Genomic DNA, 24,823 nt, shown 5'->3' with positions numbered 1-24,823 from the left:
TATTTATAAAACTTTTATTTTTTTACAATTTCTAAAATATCCAAAGGGTGTTTTACTATAAAATCAGCTCCATGTTCATTTAGTTCTTTTTCATCTCTAAATCCCCATAAAACACCAATAGCTTTCATATTAGCACTTTTTGCAGTTTTCATATCAACTAAAGTATCTCCAACAAAAAACACTTCTTCACAAGGAACATTTAAAGCCTCAGCAATAGCTATCGCTCCAATTGGATGTGGTTTTCTTGGAACTTCAACTTTTTGTCCATGAACCTCTTTGAAACCATAATCTTTAAATAAATAATCTACATATTGCACTGTAAAATCATGAGGTTTATTTGATAAAACAGCAAGATTATAATCAAGCTTTTTAAGTTCATCTAATAACTCATAAATGCCTTCATAAGGTTTAGTATTTTCATGAAGTTTTTGGTCATACTCTTTTTTAAATCTTTTTAAAACTTCATTTTTTATCTCTAATGAATGACCTTTTAATGCATTTTCAACTAAAACATCAACACCACTTCCTACGAAATATTTATAATCATCAATTTTGTGAATAGGAAGATTTAACTCTTCTAAAACTTTATTCATACATACTGCAATATCTTCTAAAGAGTCTATTAATGTTCCATCTAAATCAAATATAATTGTTTTTTTACCAGCCGCCACTTGCGCCTCCTCCTCCAAAACTTCCTCCGCCACCAGAGAATCCACCAAATCCACCACTTGAAGATGAAGATGAGCCAAAACCACCAAATCCTGATGAACTGTTTGAGCTATTTGTATAATTCTCTTTTGCAAGTTTATCAAAATCTACTTTTTTTGAGATTATAAAATTAAATACAAAAACCATTACAAAAATAATAAGTGCAACTAAGAAGTTATAAGTTGTAAATGGTTGAGAACTTACATAAGCAAAAAATCCAAAGAAAGATGAAGGGATAGATGATTTAGTAACTTTATATAAAAACTGACTTCTTAAGGCTTTTGAGATACTATTTGCAATCATTGAAAGAAATATCAAAGCAAAAAAAGCTAAAGGAATAATTGCGTTAAAAACAGAGTTAAAGTCATCTCCTGTTTTAGCTTTTGCAACATATTCGCCTTTTATTGCAGCTTTTATCTCATTTAAAGCTTTTAAAATCCCAAGTTCATATTGATTTGCTTTAAAATTTGGTTTAATTGTGTAATTGATAATTTCATGGGAAATTTTATCAGTTAAAGCACCTTCAAGTCCATAACCAACCTCTATTCTAATTTTTCGTTCAGCCATAGAAATCACAAGTAAAACACCATTGTTTTTATCTTTTTGACCAATTCCCCAAAATCTTCCAAGTTGATATGAATACTCTTCGATTGTATATCCGTTTAAAGAGTTCAGAATTACAACAACAATTTGATTTGAGCTTTTCTCTTCTTCCTCTTTTAAAATTAAATCTATATCTTTTTTAACCAAAGGAGATAAAAGATTTGCTTCATCAACAACTCTTCCCTCTAATTTTGGGAAATATTGTGTAATATCTGCATTTAAGAAACTGAAAATAAAAAGTAAAATTAATATAATTTTTTTCATTTTAACTCAATTACTTCATTTGATAATTCATTTTTATCATTTTCTTGAATTGGAAAATGTTGAATTAAAATAGCTTTTGATGTTTTTAGGGCTTTTAAATATCCATTTAAAAAATCTTCTTTTTTTACATCATCTATAAACTCTTGTACCAATTGTTGCCAAAATTCATCAGGTATTTTTTTTGAAATCTCTTTATCAGTAATAATCTCAACATATTTTTCATCAAGACTAACAAAAAACATAATAGCTTGTTTTGTTTTTGTTCTATTTAGTCCTAAATTATTAAATTGTTCTTTTGCATATAAAGAAGCTTTTTGATGTTTATAATTTTGAGGTAAGATTTTTAAAACCAATTTTTTATAATTTTCAAATAATAAATTTATTCCTACAAAAATCAAAAGTTGATATTGAAGTAGTTCTAAAATTGATAACTCTTTTAAAAAATATAAAATAAAAGAAGAGAAAAAAACAAAAAATATTGAAATTAATAATCCTGCATATTTATAGTTTGAACTTTTTTGAGTTATAACAGCAACTAATTCAGCAGAAGAAAATCTTTCAAGATTTTCTATCTCCTTTGAAATTAGTTCTTGTTCTTTTTCATTTAAAATCATTAGAATTTTACTTTTGGAGCTTCTTGCTCTGTTGGACTTGCTGTAAAAGTCTCTTTTAACTCTGCTTCTGGATGAACTATTGCAGCTACAAGTTTTCCAGGCATAGTTCTTAATTCTAAATTATAAAGTTTAACTGCTTCAATAAAATCTTTTCGTGCTACAGAAATTCTATTTTCTGTGCCTTCAAGTTGTGATTGAAGTGCTTGAAAATTTTGATTTGCTTTTAATTCAGGATATTTTTCAACTACAACCATAAGCTTTGATAAAGCACTACTTAATCCTGCTTGAGCACTATCAAATTGTTGTAAAAGTGCTGGATTATTAAGTGTATTTTCATTGATATTTATAGCAGATACTTTACTTCTTGCTTCTGTAACTTCCACAAAAGTACTTTTTTCATGTTCTGCATAAGCTTTTACTGTTTCCACAAGATTTGGTATTAAATCAGCTCTTCTTTTATATTGGTTTTGTACTTGTGACCACTTTTCTTTTACATTTTCATCTAGTTTTGGAATGTTGTTATAATTTGTAACAATCAAATAGAAAAAGGGTAAGACTATTACAAGTAACAAAATTAGTAAAATTTTCTTCATAATGTAACCTTTTGTTAAATATTGAATTATAGTATACAAAATATTATTAATATTATCTAAACTATATGGGGTAATATGGTTATAATATTAAGTGTTAATCAACTATAATTCGCGAGTTGTATAATAACAATACAAAGTATCATATTCAAAATAAAATATTAGCGTGATTTAATAAGAATTAAATAGATATAGAATGTGATTATCAATTATTATTTTTAAAAATTAATGGAGACTAAAATGAATGCATCAGAATTATTCATAAAAGCATTAGAAAACGAAGGTGTTGAGTATATTTTTGGAATTCCAGGTGAAGAAAATCTTGATTTTCTTGAAGCCTTAAGAACTTCAAATATTAAACTAATTTTAACAAGACATGAGCAAGGTGCAGGATTTATGGCTGCAACTTATGGAAGATTAACAGGAAAAGTTGGAGTTTGTATCTCTACACTTGGACCTGGAGCTACTAACTTTGCTACAAGTGCTGCTTATGCACAACTTGGTGGTATGCCAATGATGATGATTACAGGGCAAAAACCAATCAAAAAATCTAAACAAGGTAGATTCCAAATCGTTGATATCGTTGGTATGATGAAACCAATGACTAAATATGCTAAACAAGTTGTAAATGGAAACAACATTCCATCAATGGTAAGAGAAGCATTTAAAATCGCAACTACTGAAAGACCAGGTGCTGTACATATTGAATTACCAGAAGATATTGCAGCTGAAGAAGTTGAATTTAATATCTATCCAGTAAAACCTTTCAAATATCCAACTGCTTGTGAAGCAGCTGTTGCTGATGCAATTAAAATGATTGAAGGTGCAAAAAGACCATTATTATTAATTGGAGCAGGTGCAAATAGAACAAGAATTGGTACAGCTTTAACTGATTTTGTAAACAAAACTGGAATGCCATTCTTCTCTACTCAAATGGGTAAAGGTGTTATTGATGAAAATCACCCATTATGTTTATCAACTGCTGCATTATCTAAAGATGACTTTATTCACTGCGCAATTGAAAGAGCAGATTTAATCATCAATGTTGGTCACGATGTAATTGAAAAACCACCATTTTTTATGGAAAATAAACCAGATGCTACAAAAGTTATTCACGTTAACTTCTTCCCAAGTGAAGTTGATGATACATATTTCCCTCAATTAGACGTTGTTGGTGATATTGCTGGAAGTATCCAAGAAATTACTCAAGCAATTACTCCTCAAGCTCACTGGGATTTTGATTACTATGCAAGATTAGCAGATGAAATCAGAACAAGATTATCAAAATATTTTGGTGATAATAGATTCCCAATTTTACCTCAAAGAGCGGTACGTGCAATTAGACAAACATTAAACCCAGAAGATATCGTTACACTTGATAATGGTGTTTATAAAATCTGGTTTGCAAGAAATTATAGATGTGCACAACCAAACACATTATTACTTGACAATGCATTAGCAACTATGGGGGCTGGACTTCCTTCTGGAATGGCAGCTAAAATGATAAATCCAGAGAAAAAAGTTGTTGCTGTTTGTGGTGATGGTGGATTTATGATGAACTCTCAAGAGTTAGAAACAGCTGTAAGATTAGGATTAGACCTAACAGTTATTATCTTAAATGATAATGCATACGGTATGATTAAATGGAAACAAACAGGAATGGGATTCGAAACATTTGGTTTAGATTTAGGAAATCCTGATTTCGTTAAATACGCTGAATCATATGGTGCAACAGGACACAGACCAACTTCAGTTGAAGAGTTTGAAAAAACTTTAGATGCTTGTGTAAATGGTAAAGGTGTTCACTTAATTGATTTAGCAGTAGATTATTCATTAAATCACGCTATTTTAAATGAGCTTTTAGCAAAAAAACAATGTTTAATATAAAAATTTGAAAGGGAAATTATGAGTACAATAGAAGTAACATCACCATTTGACGGAAGAGTTGTTGGATCAGTTCCATTTACAACAGTTGAAGGAGTTCAAAAAGCTATCGATACTGCTTATGAGAGATTCTTAGATGTAGATAACTGGATTCCAAAATACAAAAGAATTGAAATTTTAGAAAACTTGATGAAGATTATGTCTTCTCAAGTTGAAGAATTAACAATTCTTTGTGCAAGTGAAGGTGGAAAGCCATATATTGACTCTAAAGTTGAAATTCAGAGAGCTATTAATGGTGTAAAAATTGCTATTGAACAAATTGGATTACAAGAAGGTCAAGAAATAGCTATGGGTCATACTGCTAGTTCAGCTAACAGAATGGCTTATACTATGAAAGAACCAATTGGTGTAGTTGCTGCAATTTCAGCTTTTAATCACCCATTTAACTTAGCAATTCACCAAGTAATTCCTGCAATTGCTGTTGGTTGTCCAGTTATTATTAGACCAGCAACTCAAACTCCAATGAGTGCATTAAGACTTGTTGAATTATTAAAAGAAGCTGGACTTCCTGAAGGTTGGGCACAAGCTGTTGTTTGTGATAGACAAGGTGGAGAACTTTTAGTTACATCTCCAAAAACTGCATTCTTTACATTTATTGGTTCAGGACCTGTTGGTTGGTACTTAAACTCAAAAGCAAGTGCTGGTACAAGAAGTGCGTTAGAACATGGTGGAGTGGCACCAGTAATCGTTGAGCCAGATGCTGATATTGAAGCTATGATTCCAGACTTAGTAAAAGGTGGATTCTACCACGCTGGTCAAGTTTGTGTTTCTGTTCAAAGAATTTTTGTACATGAATCAATTGCTGATACTGTAGCTTCTGAAATTGCCCAAAAAGCTTCAAAATTAGTTGTTGGTGACCAATTAGACCCAAAAACTGAAGTTGGGCCATTAATTAACCACAATGAAGTAAATAGAGTTGAAGAGTGGGTTAATGATGCAGTTGCAAAAGGTGGAAAAATTTTAACTGGTGGAAAAAGAATAGGTGATTCTTGTTTTGAACCAACTGTTATTGTAAACCCATCTGATGATGCAATTATCTCTCAAAAAGAGATTTTTGGACCAGTTGTTTGTGTATATTCTTATAAAACTTTAGATGAAGCAATTAAAAGAGCAAATCAATTAGATGTTTCATTCCAAGCAGCGGTATTTACAAAAAATCTTGATACAGCTTTAAAAGCAGTAAAAAGATTAAATGCAACAGCAGTTATGGTAAATGACCATACAGCATTTAGAGTTGACTGGATGCCGTTTGGTGGAGCTAAAACTTCTGGTTTAGGATTAGGTGGAATTCCTGATTCTATGAGAGAAATGCAAAATCAAAAAATGATGGTTATCAAATCACCAGTTTTATAATAAATAATTTTTGATTTTTTCAAAGCTAAGGTTTTAAAGCCTTAGCTTTTTTTATTTTTAAATATTAGGAAGTACGATGACTTGGGAAGATGTAATAAATTTAGAAAAAGAAAAAGAGTATTATGAAAAGCTAAAAAATGAGATTGATAAAAGATATGAAACATCTACAGTTTTTCCAGAAAAACAAAATATCTTTAAAGCTTTTAGTTTAACAAAACTTGAAAATCTAAAAGTTGTAATTTTAGGACAAGACCCATATCATGGTTTTGGACAAGCACAAGGTTTAGCATTTTCAACTCCAAGTAATATTAAAAATCCTCCTTCTATGGTAAATATTTTAAAAGAGATAAATGATGATTTAGGTAAAAAATCTATTTGTGAAGATGGAGATTTAACATCTTGGGCAAAACAAGGAGTAATGCTTTTAAATACTATTTTAACAGTAGAAGAAGGCAAACCAAAATCCCATCATAATTTGGGTTGGGAAATATTTACAGATAATATCATTAAATATATTAGTGATAACAAAGAGAATGTAATCTTTATTCTTTGGGGAAGTCCAGCAATTGCTAAAACAAAATTGATAAATAAATCAAAACACCATATTTTAACAGCTCCACATCCAAGTCCACTTTCATCTTATAGAGGTTTTTTTGGGTGTAAACATTTTTCTAAAACAAATGAAATTTTGACAAATCTGAAAAAAGAGGCAATCAACTGGTAATTAATTAAAAAGATTAATTACCCTTGATTTTATTTTTCCCAAAGATAATTTAATTGCCGAGTATTTCATAACTCTTGCTGTCTCTTTCCAATTTTCTTTTTCATAACAAGGATTTGGACATTTTCTACATCTTGGTTTTATTTCGTGTGGACAAGCTTGCAATTTTTCAAAAGAGTAGTTGATATTTTTAAAACAATTTTCACAAAGATTTAATTTTATTGAAAATATTTTATCTTTATAGATTAATTCAAAAGATTTTTCTTCTAAATCTTTATGTTTATCTTTACAATAAAGTTCATAAAATTTTTTAAGTGTATTTATTTCAATTTCAAATTTTTCAGTATTCATAATTCTTCTTTTAATAATTAGGATAAAATTTATCTTATTTAATTTACTTTTTTGAAATTTTTGCATAAAATACGAAATTAAACCTTGACGACTGTCAATAAAAGAGTAGATATGACAAAGAATACCATAGATGATTTTTATTTTTTTAATTTCTTAAAAGAAGAAGAAAAAACAAGATTAAAAGAGATTTCAATAAAAAAATTTTTTAATAAAGATGAAATTCTGTTTTACAAAGGAGATGAGCCAAAATATCTTCATTTGTTGTTAAAAGGAATTGCAAAACTTTATACTTACGACCATAAAGATAATGAAGTTGTAATTCATAATCTAATGGCACCTTCATTAATAGCTGAAATAGTTAATTATGAAGATTTGAGATTTCCTGCAAATTGTACCTTTGAAACAAATGCAGAGGTATTATTGATTGATTATGAAAAATTTAAAAATGAGTTTTTATTAAAACCTGAAGTTTCAATGTTTTTTATAAAATCTTTAACAAGAAAAATAAAGGCTTTAGAGAGTTTTATAAATTATAATGTGAGTTCAAATAGTATAGAAAAGATTGCGAAGTTTTTATATGACAATGAATCAATTTTAATAAATCTAAAACAAGTAAAAATTGCACAACTATTAAATATAACACCTGAAACATTTTCAAGAAAATTAGCGAAATTAAAAAAAGAAAAAATTATTCAAAATGACAAAGGTTATATAAAAATCTTAGATTATGCAAAACTAAAAAGTTATATAACAGAATAAAAGAGTTAAATTATTTTTTTAACTCTTTTAGTAAAGCTAGTGTATTTCTTTTGTTTATTTTGTCAAGTTGAACATAAATTATTGCAACAATAATCACATTTAGATGAATCATAGCATCTGAAACAGGAAGATAAATAAATAAAATACCTACTGCTAAAATAAAAATAGGATTTAGTATTTTCACAAGATTATCTGCTTTTTCACTTTTTTCTTTAAACTCATTTATATTTTCATCAATATAATTGATATCTTCTGGAGTTAAACTATTTTCTGTTTTTAAAGAATCAAGTTTTTTGATTACTTCAATTCTTTTTTTCTGTTTTAGATAAGAAATAACAAGAACTATAACTAAGATTATAGAAGCAAGATTAGATAAAATCTCTAATGGAAGTTGAAACATTCAGAACCTTTAATTTTATTTATAGATTAGCATAAAATTCTATAAGAATTAATTTAATAAATAATTAATTTAATAACTATATAAATTATCTTTAAATATAATAAATTAAATTATTTTAAGGAGTTGAAGGATGAAAAAAGTTTTTGCATTTATTTTGTTATGTGGAAGTTTATTATTTGGAGCAATTAATTTGCAAACAGCTACTAAAGAAGAGTTGATGGCTATAAAAGGAATAGGTGAGAAAAAAGCTGAACAGATAATTGAGTATCGAAAAACTAATAAAATAAATTCAGCTGAAGATCTTAAAAACATTAAAGGTTTTGGAGATAGTATTGTTGCAAATGTAAAAGCAGAAAATAAAATCAATGAGAAAAAGATAGATAATAAAGTTTTAGATAAAGCTTCAAAAAACTAAACAAAAGCGAGATTTACTCGCTTTTGTTTTTACTTCATTTATGATAAAATCAGCAAAAATTTTATAAAGGTAAATTTTGAAATTTTCTGTAAATGAAAGCTGTCCTTGTGGAAGTTTAAAAAAATATAAAAAATGCTGTAAACCTTTTCACGATAAAATTACTTTCCCTAAAACTGCATTAGAACTTATGAAATCAAGATATAGTGCATTTGCTGTAGCAAATAGTGATTATATAATTTTTACAACTCATCAAAATAATCCAGATTTTACAACTGATTTAAAATCTTGGACAAATGATATTTTAAATTTTTGTAAAAATACAAGATTTGAAAAGCTTGAAATTCTAGAATTTATTGATGGAGACCTTGAGAGTTTTGTTACTTTTAAAGCAACACTATTTCAAAAAGAAAATGATATTTCATTTATTGAAAAAAGCAGATTTTTAAAAGTTGAAGGAATTTGGCTTTATGTTGATGGAAAATTTATAGATTAAGGATAAAGATGAAAATACTTTTTTCTCCAAGTGAAACAAAAAATTCTGGAGGTATTGAAAAACCATTTGATAAAAATAGTTTTATATTTCCAGAATTATTTGAAAAAAGAATGGAAATAGCAACTCAATACAATGAATTTGTTAAAAATGCCTCAAAAGATGAGTTATCAAAAATCTTTGGAACAAAAAAAGAAGATGTTATAAATCAATATAAAAAAGATATTTTTAATTCACCAACAATGAAAGCAATACAAAGATATGAAGGTGTTGCTTATGATTATCTAGAATATAATAATTTAAAAGAGAATGAAAAAGAGTATATTGATGAGAATGTACTTATTTTTTCAAATATCTTTGGAGTGATTAAATCAGGTGATAAAATTCCAGATTATAAATTAAAGCAAGGTGAAACCTTTAATAATTTAAAAATAGAAAAGTTTTATATGGATAATTTTTCAAAAGTTATAGACGAATATTTAAAAGATGAAGATATTATTGATTTAAGAGCTGGATTTTATGAAAAGTTTTACAAAATAGAAAAACCATATGTAACAATGAAATTTATAAAAGATGGAAAAGTTGTAAGTCATTGGGCAAAGGCTTATCGTGGAATTATTTTAAAACTATTAGCAAAAAATTCTATTTCATCAATTGAAGAATTAATGAGTATGCAAATAGAAAATCTAAAAATTGAAGAGATAAAAAAACAAAAATTAAAAACAGAAATAGTTTACTCAATAATATAAAGGATAAAAATGCAAAAAAATCATCCAGTTAGAGCATTTTTACTTGATAAAAAAGGTTCTGCTTTAGAATTAACTTATGAAGAATTAGATGGAATTGATAGAATAGATAAAATTTTATGGGTACATTTTGATTATTCAAGTAAAGAGGCAATTGAGTGGATTAGAAATAAAAGTAATATTGATTCAGTTGCTATTGATGCACTTTTAACTGAAGAGACAAGACCAAGAACAACGGTTTTAGGTGAAGCCTTACTTATTGCGTTAAGAGGTGTAAACTTAAATCCAAATTCAAAACCTGAAGATATGATATCTATTCGATTATATATTTCGCCAAATATGATAATTAGCACAAGAAAAAGAAATCTTTTATCTGTTACAGAAATAATAGAAGATTTAAAATCAGGAATTGGTCCAAAGAGTTCTTCTGAATTTTTAGTTCAATTAACGCTTAGAGTTACTGATAGAATGGATAATGTTATTGATGAAATTCAAGATAGAACAGATTTTTTAGAAGAAAATTTAATAGATTCAACAACTACAGAGTTAAGAAATGAAATTTTATCAATAAGAAGAGAAACAATAGTTTTAAAAAGATATCTAACTCCACAAAAAGAGGCCTTAGTAAAACTTTATAATGAAAAGATTCCTTGGATAGATGAATATCAAAGAATAGAATTACGTGAGACAAATGACCAATTGATGAGACATATTGAGGAACTTGATACTATTAGAGATAAAGTTATATTAATTCAAGAAGAGTTAGCAAATAGTATGAGTGAACAGATGAATAGAAAAATGTATGTTTTATCAATTATTTCAGCAATTTTTTTACCACTTACTTTTTTAACTGGACTTTTAGGAATAAATATTGGTGGAATTCCAGGAGCTAATAATGAAAATGCTTTTTTAGTATTTTCATTATTATTGGTAATTGTTGTAACTATACAATTTATAATATTTAAAAAGAAGAAATGGATTTAACTTCTTTTTAAATGAACATCCATTTGAGGGAAAGGTATTTCTATATTATTCTCTTGTAGAGTTTTATAGATAAATATTAAAAAATCTGACATATTAGATGAACCAACTCCATTTTCATCTGGATTTTCACTAATCCAAACAAGTAACTCAAAATCAATTGAACTTGCACTCATGGCTGTCATTCTTACTTTTGCAGCTTTTTCAGGAAGATTTCTTAGATAAATTAAATCACTATTTCTTAAAGAATCAAGAATAGTTTTTATAACTTCATCAATATCTGAACCATAAGCTACTCCAAATGGAACATTTAATCTTCTTATGTCATCTGAAAAAGTTAGATTTATTACATTATTTTGAATTAAAGTTGAGTTTGGAATAATAATATCAATATTATCAAAAGTCGTAATAACACTACTTCTCATATTTATTTGAGTAACTTTTCCTCTAAGTCCAGTTCCAATTTCAATTATATGTCCAACTTGAATTGATTTTTCAAATATTAAAATGATTCCTGAAATAAAGTTTGAAACAATATTTTGTAAACCAAACCCGATACCAACTGATAAAGCCCCAACTAAAATTGTAAGAGAAGATAAGTCAATACCAACAGATTTTAGACCAAAAACAAAAGTTATTGCAACTAAAAAATAGTATCCAAGATTTGCAAGCATAGTTCTTGTTGCAATAGTTGTATTTTTTAAATAATGAACTGTTCCATTTGTGATTTTTTTTCTATAAAAAGTTGCAATAGAAAAACCAATAATAAAAATAAGAAGGAATTTTGTAATTGCTAAAATAGAAATTCCTTCTCCAATAGGAATAATTGGATTGTTTATCTCTTGCCATGTGTATTTTAAAATATCTAAAAAACTCTCTTTAGTATCTGCAAAAGTTGTTTTCGTAACTCCAAGATGTTCTCTTGATAAATATTTTAATAGTTCAATTAAAGAGTTATAATCTTCATTATTAGATTGAATAAACTCTTGTAAACTTTTACTATAATCAAAATATTTTGATTTTTTATCTTTAAGTGATGGTAGAAGTTCTTCAATTTTTGTATAAATTATATTTTCTATTACTTTAGATTTTTCATTTTTTAATTGAGTTATATCATTTCCTAAAGATGTAATTTTTGACTGATTTTCACTTATTTGAGCTTTATCTAAAGCTAGTAATAATCTTTTTTCATCTTTTAATATCTGTTCATAACTATTTTGAAGTTTAGTTAGTTTTGTTGTTAAATCCTCTTTTGTAGAGATTTTTAAAGTTTCTAAACTTGTCAGAAGTTTTTTCTTGAAATTCTCTTGGAATTTTGCATATTCATCTAATATTTGTCTATTTTCTTTATTTTTCAAAATATAGTAAGCATAAAGTAATTGAGAATTTATTGTTGAGAAACTCTCTTTTTCTGTTAATTTACTAATTTGTTCATCTAAAATTTCAATTTTTTTATTTGTTTCTTCAAACTCTGTTTTTTTATTTGAAAAATCAATTTCAGTTTTAAGATACTCTTTGATTTTTTTTATGTAATCATCTAAATCTTCAATTTGTGTTACTTCTTTTAGAGTAAATTGATTATCTTGTTTTATAAAATTTGAAAGCTTTTTTAAAAGAAGAAGTTGATAATCTAACTGCTCTTTTTCTTCTTGTGATACATTAGCTTTTAATGAATCAGCTTTTTTTATCTGTTCTTGATATAATTTTTCTAAATTCTCATTAGTTCCTTCATACCAGTTTTTGTCTATTGCTATTGCAAAAATATTTGAAATTAAAAATAAAATCAAAAATACTATTCTCATCATAATCCTTTTAAAAAATTGAATTTTACTATTTTTTTATAAAATATAGTGAAATAAAAGATAACAGAGCAAATAATGCACTATATAAAAATAAAAACTCTCCATAAACTGCACCTGCTATAAAAGCACCAATAAATCCACCTAATCCATATGCCACACCATACATAAATTGTTGAGCCAGTTTTTTATTTTCATAAAGAGTATATAAATAAATTATCACAGTGCTATGATAAAGTCCAAATGAAAAGGCATGAAGTGATTGAGTAAAGAATGTAATACCTAATGAATCAGGATATAAATATAATAAAAACCACCTAAAAATAGTAATCCCTACACAAATCTTTATAAGATTTAAAAGATTGTTTTTTAGTAAAGGTGCTTGAAAATATAACATTAAAATTTCACAAATCACTCCAAATGACCATAAATATGAGGTCATTTCTAATGAGATATTGTGTTCAGTTTCATAAATAGTGAAGAAGTTGTAAAACCCTCCAAAACTCATTTGCATAAAAAATAGACTCATCCAAAATGGCCAATATTTCAAAAATGAAAATGGTTCATTATTTTCATTTTCGATTTTTTGTACATCATATTTTAAAAGTAAAAGAGCAAATATAACTGTTAAAATATTTAAGACTAAATAATAATGTACAGCAATAAATGGTTGAGTTAAAAATTTTGCTAAAACTAAAGAGATAATCATAAATCCAATAGAACCATAAAGTCTTGATTTCCCATACTTTTCTTTTCCTAATGTAGAAATTGCTGTAACTTCAAGATATGGTAAAATCAAAGATAAACAAGCTGCTAAAATAGCATTATTTATCATAAAAAGGAAAAAGTTCTCAATAGTTAAATAAAAACAAGCAGATGAAAAAACAGAGATATAAAGAGCTGATTTAAACATCTTTTGGTCAAGTTTAATATGTTTTAAAAATAAAAAAGGAGTAATAAATCTCATTAAAGGAGCAAGAGCAAAAATAATACCTATATCAAAAGTACTATATCCAATATCATGAAGTACCTTTGGTAAAAATATTATATAAACACCAACAGCAGCAAAATAAAAAAAATAAAATGCTGAGAGATTAAAAAATAGCATTATTTTTCGTTAATAATTACAGTTTTTGAAATAATATCTTGAAATGTTTTTTTCTCTTTATTAAAAAATGGAACAAAAAGTAAAAAGAATGAAATCATCGCAAAAATAGTCGCAAAGTACCTAATTATTGCTTGAAAAAAAGAGATTCTATTAAAATCATTATTAACAATTTTTAAAGAGTAAGCTTTCATTCCAGGAGTTTGAAATTTAACATACCAAAAAAATGTAATTATAAATGCAGTTGAACCAAGAATTAGGCTCCATCCAAAAACTCTATTATCTGCAAAAGCAGTTCCTCCACCTAAAATCAGGTACATTACAATATAAGTAATTGGAGTAGTGATTAAAAAAGAGTCAGTTAGAAAGGCTTTAAATCTCGAGGGAAGAGATGCTAAATCATTTTTTTTTGATTTAACATTTGATTCAAAACTTTTTTCATTTTGAATTCTACTTTGTTTAACATCTCTCCATTTAGCCATTAGTTTCCTCTGCTTCCTGGTTTATAGGCTATGCTTCCTTCTTTGCACATTGGGCAATCTTCAGGAGAATACATTTCAAATGCAAAATCTTCTAATGCAAAAAGTGGTTTATCAAGTGGTAATTTACAATTGTCTTTTCTTTCAATTGAACTTCCAACTCTTTCACAGAAACCTCTATTTGCTAAAGCAGCATAAGCAACTACAATTCCACCAGCTTTTTCGATTTCACGTGCTGCTTCAAGTGCGCTTCCACCTGTTGTGATAATATCTTCACAAACGATATAAGTTTCACCTTCTTTTACTTCAAAACCTCTTCTAATCGTCATTTCACCATCAGCTCGTTCAGCAAAAATAAATCTTACATCAAGTGCAGTAGCAAGTGCAAATCCAGCGATTAATCCACCAAGTGCAGGAGAACAAACAGCATCAACTTTGATACCTGAGTTTTTAATTTGTTCTGCAAGTGCATCAGCTAATAATTTAGCTGTTTTAGGATCTTCTAAAACTTTCGCAGATTGTAAATAAAATTTCGAATGATTTCCACTACTTAATTTAAAGTGACCTTCAAGTAGGGCAGAAGCGTCTTTATATATTTGTTCTACGTTCATAATTATACTTTTAAGATTTCTGCTTCTTTAGCTTTGAATGTATCATCAGCTTTTGAAACATATGAATCAGTAATTTTTTGAATTTCATCTTGAGCTTTTTTACTTTCATCTTCAGTAATAGCTTTATCTTTCAAGAAATTTTTTATTTTTGTATTAGAATTTTGTCTGATATTTCTAATTGCAACTTTTGCATTATCAGTCATCCCTTTAGCTTGTTTAGCTGTTTCTTGTCTTTGTTCAACAGTCATTGGTGGGAAGAATAGTTTTATTATAACTCCATCATTATTTGGATTAACACCAATATTTGCAGTTTGAATAGCTTTTTCAATTGGTCCTAAAAGATTTTTTTCCCAAGGGCTGATAGTAATTGTTGTAGCATCTGGTGCTAAAACAGAACCAACTTGACTTAAATCAGTAGGTGTTCCATAATAATCAACTTTAATACCATCTAAAATATTTGTGCTAACTTTACCTGTTCTTAAAGATTTGTAATCTCTTTTTAAAGCATCGATAGCTTTGTCCATATGTTCTTTAGTTTGAGCATATAATTCTTCTAACATTTATTCTCCTTTATTTGATTAGTAACTTATTTGAAATAGTGTAATAGTCAGTACTTATGGCTATTCTATTTCTGTTTAGATTTAGTTTTTTATCTAATTTGATATCTATTATACCATTTTTAACTTTGATATCTTGCCATCCATAAGTTGATATAAACAATTTTGCATTTTTTATATCTTTATTTACTTCAACTTTTATATGTTTTAGTATTCCATCTTTTGGATAAACTTGTGGTTCTATCCAATTTGCTTCAAGTGTTTTATATTTTATTTTTTCTTCTAAATTTATTTTTCCAACAAGTGCAATTCTGTTTAAATCAAATAAATCACTTTTTTCATTTACTGAACCATTATTTTGATTCATTATATATTCAAAACCAAAGTTTTTTATCTCATTTTTTACTCTTTCATCATATTCACCATAAGGATAAGAGTAAGCTTTTGGTTTAAAGCCTAAGTTCTTTTCAAATATTTCTAATGCTAAGTTAGTATCTTTAATAATCTCTTCATTAGTTAATTTTACAAGTTGTTTATGTGAATATGAATGAAGTTCAATCTCTCCATATTTAGATGACTCTTTAATCTCATCCCAAGTCATAAAATCAGGATATTTTTTTTGAGTTGCTTCAACATAAACAAAAAGATTAAAAGGATAATTATACTTTTTAAATAGTTCTAAACCATTTTGATAAAAACTTTTATAGGCATCATCAATTGTAAATGCAACCCAATTATCTGGTATTTCTTCTTTGTTTTTTAGTTTCTCAACTATTTTTGAAACAGTAACAACTTTATAATTATTAGCTTTGAAATATTCAAACTCTTTTTCTAATTCTTGTAAAGATGTATTTGTACTTTCATGTTTTGAATCACCAAATCTATGATAAACAAAAATGTGAGCATTTGCATTTAGATAAAGATATGATAAACAAAGAAGTAAGAAATACTTCATATTTCTTTATTCTTTGTAATTATTTATTTTCAGGAACTGTAGGTGTTGGAGTAGCTGTTGGAGCAGCTGGAGCTGAATCCGTTGTAGTTACTGGAGTAGCTGGGATTAAAGAATCAGTTTTAATTGAGTCAACAGCACTTTGATTTCTTTGTTGATTATATAAATATCCTAATGCAACAGTGTTTATAACAAAAACTAATCCTAAAGCCATTGTAGCTTTTGTTAAGAAATTTGCTGGACCTTTAGCACCAAATAATGAATCATTACTTCCACTATATGCCCCAAGACCTATGCTTGAACTTTTTTGAAGTAATACGATTATAGTTAATAAGATTGCTAAAACAAACTGAACGATTAAAAGTGTAGATGTCATTATCTATTTCCTTTTTAAAAAATGGTAATCATTTTATCTAATACTTATTAAAATTAAGTTAAAATGAATTTTAAAACATGATTTCAGTCATTTTATAAAGAGTAAAATTGTCAGTAAAAAATCAATTCTCAAAATATGCAAAAGAGTATAAAAATCACAATATAATCCAACAAATTGTTGCAAAATCACTTGTTCGTGAATTAAAATTTCAACCAAAAAGAATTTTAGAATTAGGTTGTGGTTCAGGTCAAGTTTTTAATCACATTTCATGGGAAGTAGAGTTTTATAAAGCAATAGATGCTTCAGCATCAATGTGCGAATTACACCCAAAATCAGTAAATATAGAAGTAAAATGTCTAAATTTTGATACACAAGATTTTATAAATGAGATTAAAAATGATAGTTATGATATTGTATTATCATCATCAGCTTTACAATGGTCAAATGATTTATCAAAGATTGTACAACATCTTTCATATATTACAAAAGAGATAAATGCAGTTTTATTTACTTCTAATACATTTAAAACAATTCAGGAAATTACTAAAACTAAATCACCTATTTTGGATGAAGATTCTATAAAAGAAGCTTTTTTAAAATTTTTTAATTGTGAATTTGAAACAATTTTATACAAATTAGAATTTGATAATAAAAAAGATTTATTTGATTATATAAAAAAATCAGGTGTAAGTGGAGAAAAATCTCTTTCTTATAGTGATTCTAAAAAACTCTATAAAGAGTATCCTTATAATTATTTAGAATTTGAAGTTATTTTTGTTAAAACAATTTCTAAATTATAAAGTTCATATCTTATATATTTGAAGTTTTCACTATCTTTTATTGAAGTTAGTTTTGTAAATTCTTCTAAGACTCTAGCACTCTCTTGTGCTCTTTTGAAGTTTGCTATTAATATAGAGTATAAATCTGTTCGATTTTGTTCACTTTTTATTGAACTTCTTAAAACATCATTTTTTACATCTCTTGTTTCAAGTAATTCTATATAGTTGTCTAATCTTGCTAAGTGTCTAAGTGATTTTAATTTTAAGGCAGTTTCTTTGTCATTGTACATATATCTAAAAATATCTTCAATTACACGAATTCCTTCCCGTAATCTATTTAGATTTGCATCAATAAGTCTTAAAGTGTTATTCATTTAAAAAAGTGGAGTAAGACTAAAAGTCTTACTCTTTGTCTCCACTATTCATAATTCCAAGAATTTGTAATAATGAAATAAATAGATTAAAGAAATCTAAATATAAAGATAATGCAGCTTCAATTGGAGAATCATAGTGACCTTTAATTATATTTTGTGTGTCATATAATATGAACGCAGAGAATAATAAAGCACCAACACTTGCTATTGCTAATTGCATCATTGAAGATTGAATAAAGATATTTGAAATACCAGCAACAATCATAATGATTAAAGCAATGAATAAAAATTTCCCCATTGAAGAGAAATCTCTTTTAGTTGTCATAGCAAACATTGAAATTCCACCAAATGCAACTGAAGTCATTAAAAAAGCTTGTCCAACAATAGAAGCACCACTAGGCATCGCAAATATTGAAGCTAATAAAGGAGCAATTGTTAATCCTGTAATAAATGTAAATGCAAATAATACAGCTAAGTTAACACCTGGAGTATGTTTTACTCTCGGAATAACAAAGAATATTAAAGCAAGTTCAACAGCAAATAAAACCCATTTAACTGGTCCCATTAATATAGATACAATTCCTAATCCAATATAAGCACCAGCAGTAGCTGCTAATAATGAACCAGCAAATAATTGATAAGTCGCTTTCAAAAAGCTCATTAATTGAACTTGAGATGATTCTTGTGCATATTGAGACGACTGATTTGATAGATAATCTCTATTATACATTTTTCTTTCCTTTTTATAATTTACTAATAATATAACATAATTATGAAATATTATAGTTATATTTAAGTTCATATAATAGACAAAAAAAGTAAATAGAAGATTAATAATATAAAAAAGACAAAACAATACAATAAAAACCTAGTAAAAGAGAAAATGGGAGAGAAAAAGGCAATAAAAGAATAGTAAAAAGCATAAATTTAAAAATTTTAGCTAGATTTAAGCTGTAAGGTATTGACAAGTAAATAAAAATCTATTATAATTCCCGTCCAATTTGACTGGAACGCTTCAAACGAAAAGCTTGAAGAGAAACGATTCAATCGAGTCTGGAATGATCTTTAAAAATGAATGAAAGTTTGTAAAGTAATCTTTATAAACCGAATATAGAACTCTTATAAAAAATCTATGTTTATTTAGATTAAAAATAAGAATAAATGTTAAAAAATATAAAAACAAGAAAATTTGGTAAAACAAATACTTGTCTATAAAATTTGAGTGATAATTTTGTAATTGAAGAGTTATAAAATTTGTCAGTTTCAAAAACTCTATAATTTATGGAGAGTTTGATCCTGGCTCAGAGTGAACGCTGGCGGCGTGCTTAACACATGCAAGTCGAACGAGAACGGATTATAGCTTGCTATAATTGTCAGCTAAGTGGCGCACGGGTGAGTAATGTATAGATAACCTGCCCTTAAGAAAGGAATAACAGTTGGAAACGACTGCTAATGCCCTATATGCCTTTAATACATAAGTATGCAAGGGAAACGCTTTAGTGCTTAAGGATGGGTCTGTATGGTATCAGCTTGTTGGTGAGGTAATGGCTCACCAAGGCTATGACGCCTAACTGGTTTGAGAGGATGATCAGTCACACTGGAACTGAGACACGGTCCAGACTCCTACGGGAGGCAGCAGTGGGGAATATTGCACAATGGACGAAAGTCTGATGCAGCAACGCCGCGTGGAGGATGACACATTTCGGTGCGTAAACTCCTTTTATATAGGAAGATAATGACGGTACTATATGAATAAGCACCGGCTAACTCCGTGCCAGCAGCCGCGGTAATACGGAGGGTGCAAGCGTTACTCGGAATCACTGGGCGTAAAGAGCGTGTAGGCGGGTATATAAGTCAGAAGTGAAATCCAATAGCTCAACTATTGAACTGCTTTTGAAACTGTATACCTAGAATGTGGGAGAGGTAGATGGAATTTCTGGTGTAGGGGTAAAATCCGTAGAGATCAGAAGGAATACCGATTGCGAAGGCGATCTACTGGAACATTATTGACGCTGAGACGCGAAAGCGTGGGGAGCAAACAGGATTAGATACCCTGGTAGTCCACGCCCTAAACGATGTACACTAGTTGTTGTGAGGCTCGACCTTGCAGTAATGCAGTTAACACATTAAGTGTACCGCCTGGGGAGTACGGTCGCAAGATTAAAACTCAAAGGAATAGACGGGGACCCGCACAAGCGGTGGAGCATGTGGTTTAATTCGACGATACACGAAGAACCTTACCTGGACTTGACATAGTAAGAACTTTCTAGAGATAGATTGGTGTCTGCTTGCAGAAACTTATATACAGGTGCTGCACGGCTGTCGTCAGCTCGTGTCGTGAGATGTTGGGTTAAGTCCCGCAACGAGCGCAACCCTCGTCCTTAGTTGCTAACAGTTCGGCTGAGAACTCTAAGGAGACTGCCTACGCAAGTAGGAGGAAGGTGAGGACGACGTCAAGTCATCATGGCCCTTACGTCCAGGGCTACACACGTGCTACAATGGGGTATACAAAGAGCAGCAATACGGTGACGTGGAGCAAATCTCAAAAATATCTCCCAGTTCGGATTGTAGTCTGCAACTCGACTACATGAAGTTGGAATCGCTAGTAATCGTAGATCAGCTATGCTACGGTGAATACGTTCCCGGGTCTTGTACTCACCGCCCGTCACACCATGGGAGTTGAACTCATTCGAAGCGGGGATGCTAAAGTAGCTACCTTCCACAGTGGATTCAGCGACTGGGGTGAAGTCGTAACAAGGTAACCGTAGGAGAACCTGCGGTTGGATCACCTCCTTTCAGAGAGAGAAGTAAGATTCGTTTCTTACTTCCAGAGATTTTATATTCGGTTTATAAAGATTATTTAAATAGGTAGTAAAGGGGCCTATAGCTCAGCTGGCTAGAGCGCTCGACTGATAATCGTGAGGTCTCAGGTTCAAGTCCTGATAGGCCCACCATTAAATAATCTAGTAAAGATTAATTTAGGTTGGGGAATTAGCTCAGCTGGGAGAGCGCCTGCTTTGCACGCAGGAGGTCAGCGGTTCGATCCCGCTATTCTCCACCACCTATAACTAATAAGTTCATCAGATTTAAGAAGTTAAATATAAGTTCAATAAGAGATTGAATTTATATTTGATTTTCAAAATCAAAACGATATTTAAAAATATAATGTTAAAGTCTTTAATTTTTTCGTAAGAATTAAATAATAGATATAAAAAGAGATTTTTATATAGATTAAATAATTTAAAACAAAAAAAATTTCATATCTAAGAAATTAGATAGAACACAACATTATTTTATTGGATATATTTTAAATAATATGTTTAATAAGATAGTAGCCAAAGAATATTATCAAAAATGCGATAGAGTTTAACTCTATTTATTAATAAGCTATTAAGGGCTAATGGTGGATGCCTAGACTGTAAGAGGCGATGAAAGACGTATTAGGCTGCGATAAGCCTCGGGGAGCTGCCAAAGAGCTTTGATCCGGGGATTTCTGAATGGGGCAACCCAGCATATAGAGATATATGTTACCCTACGGGGAGCTAACCTGGTGAAGTGAAACATCTCAGTAGCCAGAGGAAGAGAAATCAAACGAGATTCCGTCAGTAGCGGCGAGCGAAAGCGGATTAGGACAAACCCAATGCTTGCATTGGGGGTTGTAGGACCATAACGTGAGACTAAAGAGGATAGATGAAATACTTGGAAAAGTGTAGCATAGAAGGTGAAACTCCTGTAATTTAAATTCTCAATAGCTCTAATGGTATCCTGAGTAGGTCGGAACACGTGATATTTTGACTGAAACCGGGGGGACCACCCTCCAATCCTAAATACTACTTACAGATCGATAGTGAACAAGTACCGTGAGGGAAAGGTGAAAAGTACTCCAGCGAGGAGAGTGAAATAGAACCTGAAACCATTAGCTTACAATCATTCAGAGCCCTATGATTTATCAGGGTGATGGACTGCCTTTTGCATAATGAGCCTGCGAGTTGTGGTATCTGGCAAGGTTAAGTCAAGTACGAAGCCGTAGCGAAAGCGAGTCTTAATAGGGCGATTTAGTCAGATGCTGCAGACCCGAAACGAAGTGATCTATCCATGAGCAGGTTGAAGCTGGTGTAAGAGCCAGTGGAGGACCGAACCGATAGGCGTTGAAAAGTCTCCGGATGACTTGTGGATAGGGGTGAAAGGCCAATCAAACTTCGTGATAGCTGGTTCTCTCCGAAATATATTTAGGTATAGCCTTGTGTTGTAGCATATGGGGGTAGAGCACTGAATGGGCTAGGGCTGCTTACCGCGGTACCAAACCCTATCAAACTATGAATACCATATGTGGAATCACAGGAGTCAGGCGGTGGGTGATAAAATCAATCGTCGAGAGGGGAACAACCCAGACTAACAGCTAAGGTCCCTAAGTTACATCTAAGTGGAAAACGATGTGGAGTTACTGTGACAACCAGGAGGTTGGCTTAGAAGCAGCCATCCTTTAAAGAAAGCGTAACAGCTCACTGGTCTAGTGATTCTGCGCGGAAAATATAACGGGGCTAAGATGTACACCGAAGCTTTAGATTCAATTTTAATTGAGTGGTAGGAGAGCGTTCTATTCAGCGTAGAAGATGTACCGGTAAGGAGCGTTGGAGCGGATAGAAGTGAGCATGCAGGCATGAGTAGCGATAATTGAGGTGAGAATCCTCAACGCCGAAAACCCAAGGTTTCCTACGCGATGCTCGTCATCGTAGGGTTAGTCGGGTCCTAAGTCGAGTCCGAAAGGGGTAGACGATGGCAAATTGATTAATATTTCAATACCAACATATAAGCGCGATGTGGGGACGCATAGAGTTAATCGAGGTCACTGATGGAATAGTGGCTCGAAGGACGTAGGCTGTTACTTAGGCAAATCCGGGTAACGTTAGGCCGAGATCTTACAGGCTCTTGACACTCTTCGGAGGAGATGGAGAATCGATGATACTGTCGTGCCAAGAAAAGCCACTAAGTATATTATATGTTGCCCGTACCGTAAACCGACACAGGTGGGTGGGATGAGTATTCTAAGGCGCGTGGAAGAACCCTGGTTAAGGAACTCTGCAAACTAGCACCGTATCTTCGGTATAAGGTGTGCCTACTTTTGTATATGAACTTGCTTCAAAAAGCGAAAGAGGTTGCAACAAAGAGTCCCTCCCGACTGTTTACCAAAAACACAGCACTTTGCTAACACGTAAGTGGATGTATAAGGTGTGACGCCTGCCCGGTGCTCGAAGGTTAACTGATGATGTCAGCGCAAGCGAAGCATTTGATTGAAGCCCGAGTAAACGGCGGCCGTAACTATAACGGTCCTAAGGTAGCGAAATTCCTTGTCGGTTAAATACCGACCTGCATGAATGGCGTAACGAGATGGGAGCTGTCTCAACCAGGGATCCAGTGAAATTGTAGTGGAGGTGAAAATTCCTCCTACCCGCGGAAAGACGGAAAGACCCCGTGCACCTTTACTACAGCTTGACACTGTAGCTTGGATATTCATGTGCAGGATAGGTGGGAGGCTATGATGACTAGACGCAAGTAGAGTCGGAGCCATCCTTGAGATACCACCCTTGAATATTTGAGTTACTAACTGCGTACAATTATCTTGTATCAGGACAATGTCTGGTGGGTAGTTTGACTGGGGCGGTCGCCTCCTAAAAAGTAACGGAGGCTTACAAAGGTTAGTTCATGGCGGATGGAAATCGCCAGTTGAGTATAATGGCATAAACTAGCTTGACTGTGAGACATACAAGTCGAACAGAGACGAAAGTCGGTCATAGTGATCCGGTGGTTCTGTGTGGAAGGGCCATCGCTCAAAGGATAAAAGGTACGCCGGGGATAACAGGCTGATCTCCCCCAAGAGCTCACATCGACGGGGAGGTTTGGCACCTCGATGTCGGCTCATCGCATCCTGGGGCTGAAGTAGGTCCCAAGGGTATGGCTGTTCGCCATTTAAAGCGGTACGCGAGCTGGGTTCAGAACGTCGTGAGACAGTTCGGTCCCTATCTTCCGTGGGCGTAGGAAAGTTGAAGAGATTTGTCCCTAGTACGAGAGGACCGGGATGAACGTACCACTGGTGTACCAATTGTTCTGCCAAGAGCATCGTTGGGTAGCTACGTACGGATGTGATAAGAGCTGAAAGCATCTAAGCTCGAAGCCAACTCTAAGATTAACTTTCCCTGAAGTTCCCAGCAAGACTAGCTGGTTGATAGGCTGGATGTGTAAGCGTTGTAAGGCGTTTAGCTGACCAGTACTAATAGAACGTTTGGCTTATTTACAAATTCTTTGGTTTACTATCTTATTAAATGTATATCTTATATATTTGATAGACAAAAATTGTGAAAGACTTTAACATTATTTTTTCTTAACTCCTTACGAGTTGAGTATTAAGTTTATTTTTTTTAGATTTAATACTCAACTTTGCTGGTGGCTATAGAGAAGTGGAAATACCCAGTCCCATTCCGAACCTGGAAGTCAAGCACTTCATCGCCGATAATACTGCCGGGTCCCCTGGTGGAAACGTAGGCCGCTGCCAGCTCTTGAGTTTTTTACACACAAAGCTTTTTCCAATTTGAACTCCTTACTCAAGTTCTTCTTGGAAGAAGCTTTTTTTTTTACACCTAACCTTTTTTTGCTTTTATTTCTTTTGCTTTTTTATTAAATAGTATTTAATATCCAATACTTTACCTTTTTAGACTTTTTTATTTATATTTGAACTAATATTATATATTTTCATTCTTTTACTCTTTTTGAGCTATCTATTGGAGATATATAGGTTTGTTTCTTGGAAATGGATTAATTATTTTTATCAAAAATATATTTAACATTAATAGTGAA

The 24,823-nt window shown here is 30.7% G+C and carries 24 protein-coding genes, 2 tRNA genes and 3 rRNA genes; 14 read left to right on the top strand and 15 right to left on the bottom strand.

Annotated features, from left to right (window positions below):
* Nucleotides 1-14: 14 nt before the first annotated feature.
* From AELL_RS13895 to AELL_RS13880, 4 genes are read right to left on the bottom strand one after another with little or no spacing between them, the layout of a single operon-like run.
* The gene (locus tag AELL_RS13895; RefSeq protein ID WP_118918524.1) at nucleotides 15-671 is read right to left on the bottom strand and encodes an HAD family hydrolase; all 657 of its coding nucleotides are present in this window, start codon (nucleotides 669-671) and stop codon (nucleotides 15-17) included.
* The gene (locus AELL_RS13890) at nucleotides 658-1,575 is read right to left on the bottom strand and encodes a TPM domain-containing protein (RefSeq protein WP_118918523.1); all 918 of its coding nucleotides are present in this window, start codon (nucleotides 1,573-1,575) and stop codon (nucleotides 658-660) included. The genes AELL_RS13895 and AELL_RS13890 overlap by 14 nt, the downstream gene beginning before the upstream one ends.
* Entirely contained in the window at nucleotides 1,572-2,189 is a 618-nt protein-coding gene (locus AELL_RS13885) for a TPM domain-containing protein (RefSeq protein ID WP_118918522.1), read from the bottom strand. The genes AELL_RS13890 and AELL_RS13885 overlap by 4 nt, the downstream gene beginning before the upstream one ends.
* Nucleotides 2,189-2,782, bottom strand: a complete 594-nt coding sequence (locus tag AELL_RS13880; RefSeq protein WP_118918521.1) for a LemA family protein — start codon at nucleotides 2,780-2,782, stop codon at nucleotides 2,189-2,191. Before AELL_RS13880 ends, AELL_RS13885 begins: the two co-directional genes overlap by 1 nt.
* A gap of 237 nt (nucleotides 2,783-3,019) precedes the next feature.
* On the opposite strand from AELL_RS13880, the gene AELL_RS13875 reads away from it, so the two are divergent.
* The 3 genes from AELL_RS13875 (at nucleotide 3,020) to ung (ending at nucleotide 6,800) form a co-directional block, all read left to right on the top strand.
* Nucleotides 3,020-4,666 (top strand): acetolactate synthase large subunit, encoded by a 1,647-nt coding sequence (locus AELL_RS13875; protein ID WP_118918520.1) that lies wholly within the window; start codon nucleotides 3,020-3,022, stop codon nucleotides 4,664-4,666.
* Between the two features lie 18 nt (nucleotides 4,667-4,684).
* Entirely contained in the window at nucleotides 4,685-6,076 is a 1,392-nt protein-coding gene (locus AELL_RS13870) for an aldehyde dehydrogenase family protein (protein WP_118918519.1), read from the top strand.
* Nucleotides 6,077-6,152: 76 nt separating this feature from the next.
* The gene (gene ung / locus AELL_RS13865; protein WP_118918518.1) at nucleotides 6,153-6,800 is read left to right on the top strand and encodes a uracil-DNA glycosylase; all 648 of its coding nucleotides are present in this window, start codon (nucleotides 6,153-6,155) and stop codon (nucleotides 6,798-6,800) included.
* Here ung and AELL_RS13860 read toward each other — a convergent pair whose 3' ends face one another.
* A complete protein-coding gene (locus tag AELL_RS13860; RefSeq protein WP_118918669.1) occupies nucleotides 6,801-7,148 on the bottom strand; it encodes a nitrous oxide-stimulated promoter family protein in 348 nt (115 codons plus the stop codon).
* A 111-nt stretch (nucleotides 7,149-7,259) separates the two neighbouring features.
* Here AELL_RS13860 and AELL_RS13855 point away from each other — a divergent pair, with 111 nt between their 5' ends.
* On the top strand, nucleotides 7,260-7,907 hold the full coding sequence (locus AELL_RS13855) for a Crp/Fnr family transcriptional regulator (RefSeq protein ID WP_118918517.1): 648 nt from the start codon (nucleotides 7,260-7,262) through the stop codon (nucleotides 7,905-7,907).
* Nucleotides 7,908-7,917: 10 nt separating this feature from the next.
* Here AELL_RS13855 and AELL_RS13850 read toward each other — a convergent pair whose 3' ends face one another.
* On the bottom strand, nucleotides 7,918-8,307 hold the full coding sequence (locus tag AELL_RS13850; RefSeq protein ID WP_118918516.1) for a hypothetical protein: 390 nt from the start codon (nucleotides 8,305-8,307) through the stop codon (nucleotides 7,918-7,920).
* A 130-nt stretch (nucleotides 8,308-8,437) separates the two neighbouring features.
* On the opposite strand from AELL_RS13850, the gene AELL_RS13845 reads away from it, so the two are divergent.
* From AELL_RS13845 to zntB, 4 genes are all read left to right on the top strand, one after another.
* Entirely contained in the window at nucleotides 8,438-8,722 is a 285-nt protein-coding gene (locus AELL_RS13845) for a ComEA family DNA-binding protein (protein ID WP_118918515.1), read from the top strand.
* Between the two features lie 76 nt (nucleotides 8,723-8,798).
* Nucleotides 8,799-9,215 (top strand): YchJ family protein, encoded by a 417-nt coding sequence (locus AELL_RS13840; RefSeq protein WP_118918514.1) that lies wholly within the window; start codon nucleotides 8,799-8,801, stop codon nucleotides 9,213-9,215.
* Nucleotides 9,216-9,223: 8 nt separating this feature from the next.
* Nucleotides 9,224-9,961, top strand: coding sequence for a YaaA family protein (locus AELL_RS13835; protein ID WP_118918513.1), 738 nt, complete (start codon nucleotides 9,224-9,226; stop codon nucleotides 9,959-9,961).
* A 9-nt stretch (nucleotides 9,962-9,970) separates the two neighbouring features.
* Nucleotides 9,971-10,942 (top strand): zinc transporter ZntB, encoded by a 972-nt coding sequence (gene zntB, locus AELL_RS13830; RefSeq protein ID WP_118918512.1) that lies wholly within the window; start codon nucleotides 9,971-9,973, stop codon nucleotides 10,940-10,942.
* Here zntB and AELL_RS13825 read toward each other — a convergent pair.
* From AELL_RS13825 to secG, 7 genes are read right to left on the bottom strand one after another with little or no spacing between them, the layout of a single operon-like run.
* Complete coding sequence (locus tag AELL_RS13825) at nucleotides 10,939-12,741, bottom strand: mechanosensitive ion channel family protein (protein WP_164967195.1); 1,803 nt, start codon at nucleotides 12,739-12,741, stop codon at nucleotides 10,939-10,941. The two genes, zntB and AELL_RS13825, sit on opposite strands and share 4 nt — an antisense overlap.
* 28 nt (nucleotides 12,742-12,769) lie before the next feature.
* On the bottom strand, nucleotides 12,770-13,846 hold the full coding sequence (locus AELL_RS13820; protein WP_118918510.1) for an MFS transporter: 1,077 nt from the start codon (nucleotides 13,844-13,846) through the stop codon (nucleotides 12,770-12,772).
* Nucleotides 13,846-14,325 carry an RDD family protein gene (locus tag AELL_RS13815; protein WP_118918509.1) on the bottom strand — a complete coding sequence of 160 codons (480 nt, stop codon included), beginning with the start codon at nucleotides 14,323-14,325 and terminating at the stop codon, nucleotides 13,846-13,848. Before AELL_RS13815 ends, AELL_RS13820 begins: the two co-directional genes overlap by 1 nt.
* The gene (gene pyrE / locus AELL_RS13810) at nucleotides 14,325-14,933 is read right to left on the bottom strand and encodes an orotate phosphoribosyltransferase (protein WP_118918508.1); all 609 of its coding nucleotides are present in this window, start codon (nucleotides 14,931-14,933) and stop codon (nucleotides 14,325-14,327) included. Before pyrE ends, AELL_RS13815 begins: the two co-directional genes overlap by 1 nt.
* Before the next feature lie 2 nt (nucleotides 14,934-14,935).
* Nucleotides 14,936-15,493 (bottom strand): ribosome recycling factor, encoded by a 558-nt coding sequence (gene frr, locus AELL_RS13805; RefSeq protein WP_118918507.1) that lies wholly within the window; start codon nucleotides 15,491-15,493, stop codon nucleotides 14,936-14,938.
* Between the two features lie 10 nt (nucleotides 15,494-15,503).
* Complete coding sequence (locus tag AELL_RS13800) at nucleotides 15,504-16,445, bottom strand: polysaccharide deacetylase family protein (protein ID WP_118918506.1); 942 nt, start codon at nucleotides 16,443-16,445, stop codon at nucleotides 15,504-15,506.
* Nucleotides 16,446-16,464: 19 nt separating this feature from the next.
* Nucleotides 16,465-16,818 carry a preprotein translocase subunit SecG gene (secG, locus tag AELL_RS13795; protein WP_118918505.1) on the bottom strand — a complete coding sequence of 118 codons (354 nt, stop codon included), beginning with the start codon at nucleotides 16,816-16,818 and terminating at the stop codon, nucleotides 16,465-16,467.
* A 107-nt stretch (nucleotides 16,819-16,925) separates the two neighbouring features.
* Here secG and AELL_RS13790 point away from each other — a divergent pair, with 107 nt between their 5' ends.
* Nucleotides 16,926-17,618 (top strand): methyltransferase domain-containing protein, encoded by a 693-nt coding sequence (locus AELL_RS13790; protein WP_118918504.1) that lies wholly within the window; start codon nucleotides 16,926-16,928, stop codon nucleotides 17,616-17,618.
* On the opposite strand, the gene AELL_RS13785 is transcribed toward AELL_RS13790, so the two are convergent.
* Nucleotides 17,570-17,971: a thiamine-phosphate pyrophosphorylase gene (locus AELL_RS13785; protein ID WP_118918503.1), complete on the bottom strand. Its 402-nt coding sequence runs from the start codon at nucleotides 17,969-17,971 to the stop codon at nucleotides 17,570-17,572. The two genes, AELL_RS13790 and AELL_RS13785, sit on opposite strands and share 49 nt — an antisense overlap.
* 28 nt (nucleotides 17,972-17,999) lie before the next feature.
* On the bottom strand, nucleotides 18,000-18,701 hold the full coding sequence (locus AELL_RS13780; RefSeq protein ID WP_118918502.1) for a Bax inhibitor-1/YccA family protein: 702 nt from the start codon (nucleotides 18,699-18,701) through the stop codon (nucleotides 18,000-18,002).
* Nucleotides 18,702-19,249: 548 nt separating this feature from the next.
* Here AELL_RS13780 and AELL_RS13775 point away from each other — a divergent pair.
* The 5 genes from AELL_RS13775 to rrf all read left to right on the top strand — a co-directional run bounded on the left by AELL_RS13775 (nucleotide 19,250) and on the right by rrf (nucleotide 24,524).
* Nucleotides 19,250-20,767: ribosomal RNA gene (locus AELL_RS13775) — 16S ribosomal RNA — on the top strand.
* A gap of 81 nt (nucleotides 20,768-20,848) precedes the next feature.
* A tRNA-Ile gene (locus AELL_RS13770) sits at nucleotides 20,849-20,925 on the top strand.
* A 31-nt stretch (nucleotides 20,926-20,956) separates the two neighbouring features.
* Nucleotides 20,957-21,032 (top strand) — tRNA-Ala (locus AELL_RS13765).
* Between the two features lie 319 nt (nucleotides 21,033-21,351).
* Nucleotides 21,352-24,264, top strand: a 23S ribosomal RNA gene (locus AELL_RS13760).
* A gap of 144 nt (nucleotides 24,265-24,408) precedes the next feature.
* Nucleotides 24,409-24,524, top strand: a 5S ribosomal RNA gene (rrf, locus tag AELL_RS13755).
* The 16S, 23S and 5S rRNA genes sit together here with 2 tRNA genes alongside, the layout of an rRNA operon.
* The last annotated feature ends 299 nt before the right edge of the window (nucleotides 24,525-24,823 follow it).

Origin of the sequence: Arcobacter ellisii (assembly GCF_003544915.1) — a bacterium.
Lineage (GTDB): Bacteria > Campylobacterota > Campylobacteria > Campylobacterales > Arcobacteraceae > Aliarcobacter > Aliarcobacter ellisii.
This window is presented reverse-complemented; position numbering and strand designations above follow the sequence as displayed.

Bases quoted from the DNA above. Each gene is read 5' to 3' on its own strand.
- AELL_RS13890 (WP_118918523.1), bottom strand. From the start codon at position 1,575: ATGAAAAAAATTATATTAATTTTACTTTTTATTTTCAGTTTCTTAAAT.
- AELL_RS13885 (WP_118918522.1), bottom strand. From the start codon at position 2,189: ATGATTTTAAATGAAAAAGAACAAGAACTAATTTCAAAGGAGATAGAA.
- AELL_RS13880 (WP_118918521.1), bottom strand. From the start codon at position 2,782: ATGAAGAAAATTTTACTAATTTTGTTACTTGTAATAGTCTTACCCTTT.
- AELL_RS13875 (WP_118918520.1), top strand. From the start codon at position 3,020: ATGAATGCATCAGAATTATTCATAAAAGCATTAGAAAACGAAGGTGTT.
- AELL_RS13870 (WP_118918519.1), top strand. From the start codon at position 4,685: ATGAGTACAATAGAAGTAACATCACCATTTGACGGAAGAGTTGTTGGA.
- ung (WP_118918518.1), top strand. From the start codon at position 6,153: ATGACTTGGGAAGATGTAATAAATTTAGAAAAAGAAAAAGAGTATTAT.
- AELL_RS13860 (WP_118918669.1), bottom strand. From the start codon at position 7,148: ATGAATACTGAAAAATTTGAAATTGAAATAAATACACTTAAAAAATTT.
- AELL_RS13855 (WP_118918517.1), top strand. From the start codon at position 7,260: ATGACAAAGAATACCATAGATGATTTTTATTTTTTTAATTTCTTAAAA.
- AELL_RS13850 (WP_118918516.1), bottom strand. From the start codon at position 8,307: ATGTTTCAACTTCCATTAGAGATTTTATCTAATCTTGCTTCTATAATC.
- AELL_RS13845 (WP_118918515.1), top strand. From the start codon at position 8,438: ATGAAAAAAGTTTTTGCATTTATTTTGTTATGTGGAAGTTTATTATTT.
- AELL_RS13835 (WP_118918513.1), top strand. From the start codon at position 9,224: ATGAAAATACTTTTTTCTCCAAGTGAAACAAAAAATTCTGGAGGTATT.
- zntB (WP_118918512.1), top strand. From the start codon at position 9,971: ATGCAAAAAAATCATCCAGTTAGAGCATTTTTACTTGATAAAAAAGGT.
- AELL_RS13825 (WP_164967195.1), bottom strand. From the start codon at position 12,741: ATGAGAATAGTATTTTTGATTTTATTTTTAATTTCAAATATTTTTGCA.
- AELL_RS13820 (WP_118918510.1), bottom strand. From the start codon at position 13,846: ATGCTATTTTTTAATCTCTCAGCATTTTATTTTTTTTATTTTGCTGCT.
- AELL_RS13815 (WP_118918509.1), bottom strand. From the start codon at position 14,325: ATGGCTAAATGGAGAGATGTTAAACAAAGTAGAATTCAAAATGAAAAA.
- pyrE (WP_118918508.1), bottom strand. From the start codon at position 14,933: ATGAACGTAGAACAAATATATAAAGACGCTTCTGCCCTACTTGAAGGT.
- frr (WP_118918507.1), bottom strand. From the start codon at position 15,493: ATGTTAGAAGAATTATATGCTCAAACTAAAGAACATATGGACAAAGCT.
- AELL_RS13800 (WP_118918506.1), bottom strand. From the start codon at position 16,445: ATGAAGTATTTCTTACTTCTTTGTTTATCATATCTTTATCTAAATGCA.
- secG (WP_118918505.1), bottom strand. From the start codon at position 16,818: ATGACATCTACACTTTTAATCGTTCAGTTTGTTTTAGCAATCTTATTA.
- AELL_RS13785 (WP_118918503.1), bottom strand. From the start codon at position 17,971: ATGAATAACACTTTAAGACTTATTGATGCAAATCTAAATAGATTACGG.
- AELL_RS13780 (WP_118918502.1), bottom strand. From the start codon at position 18,701: ATGTATAATAGAGATTATCTATCAAATCAGTCGTCTCAATATGCACAA.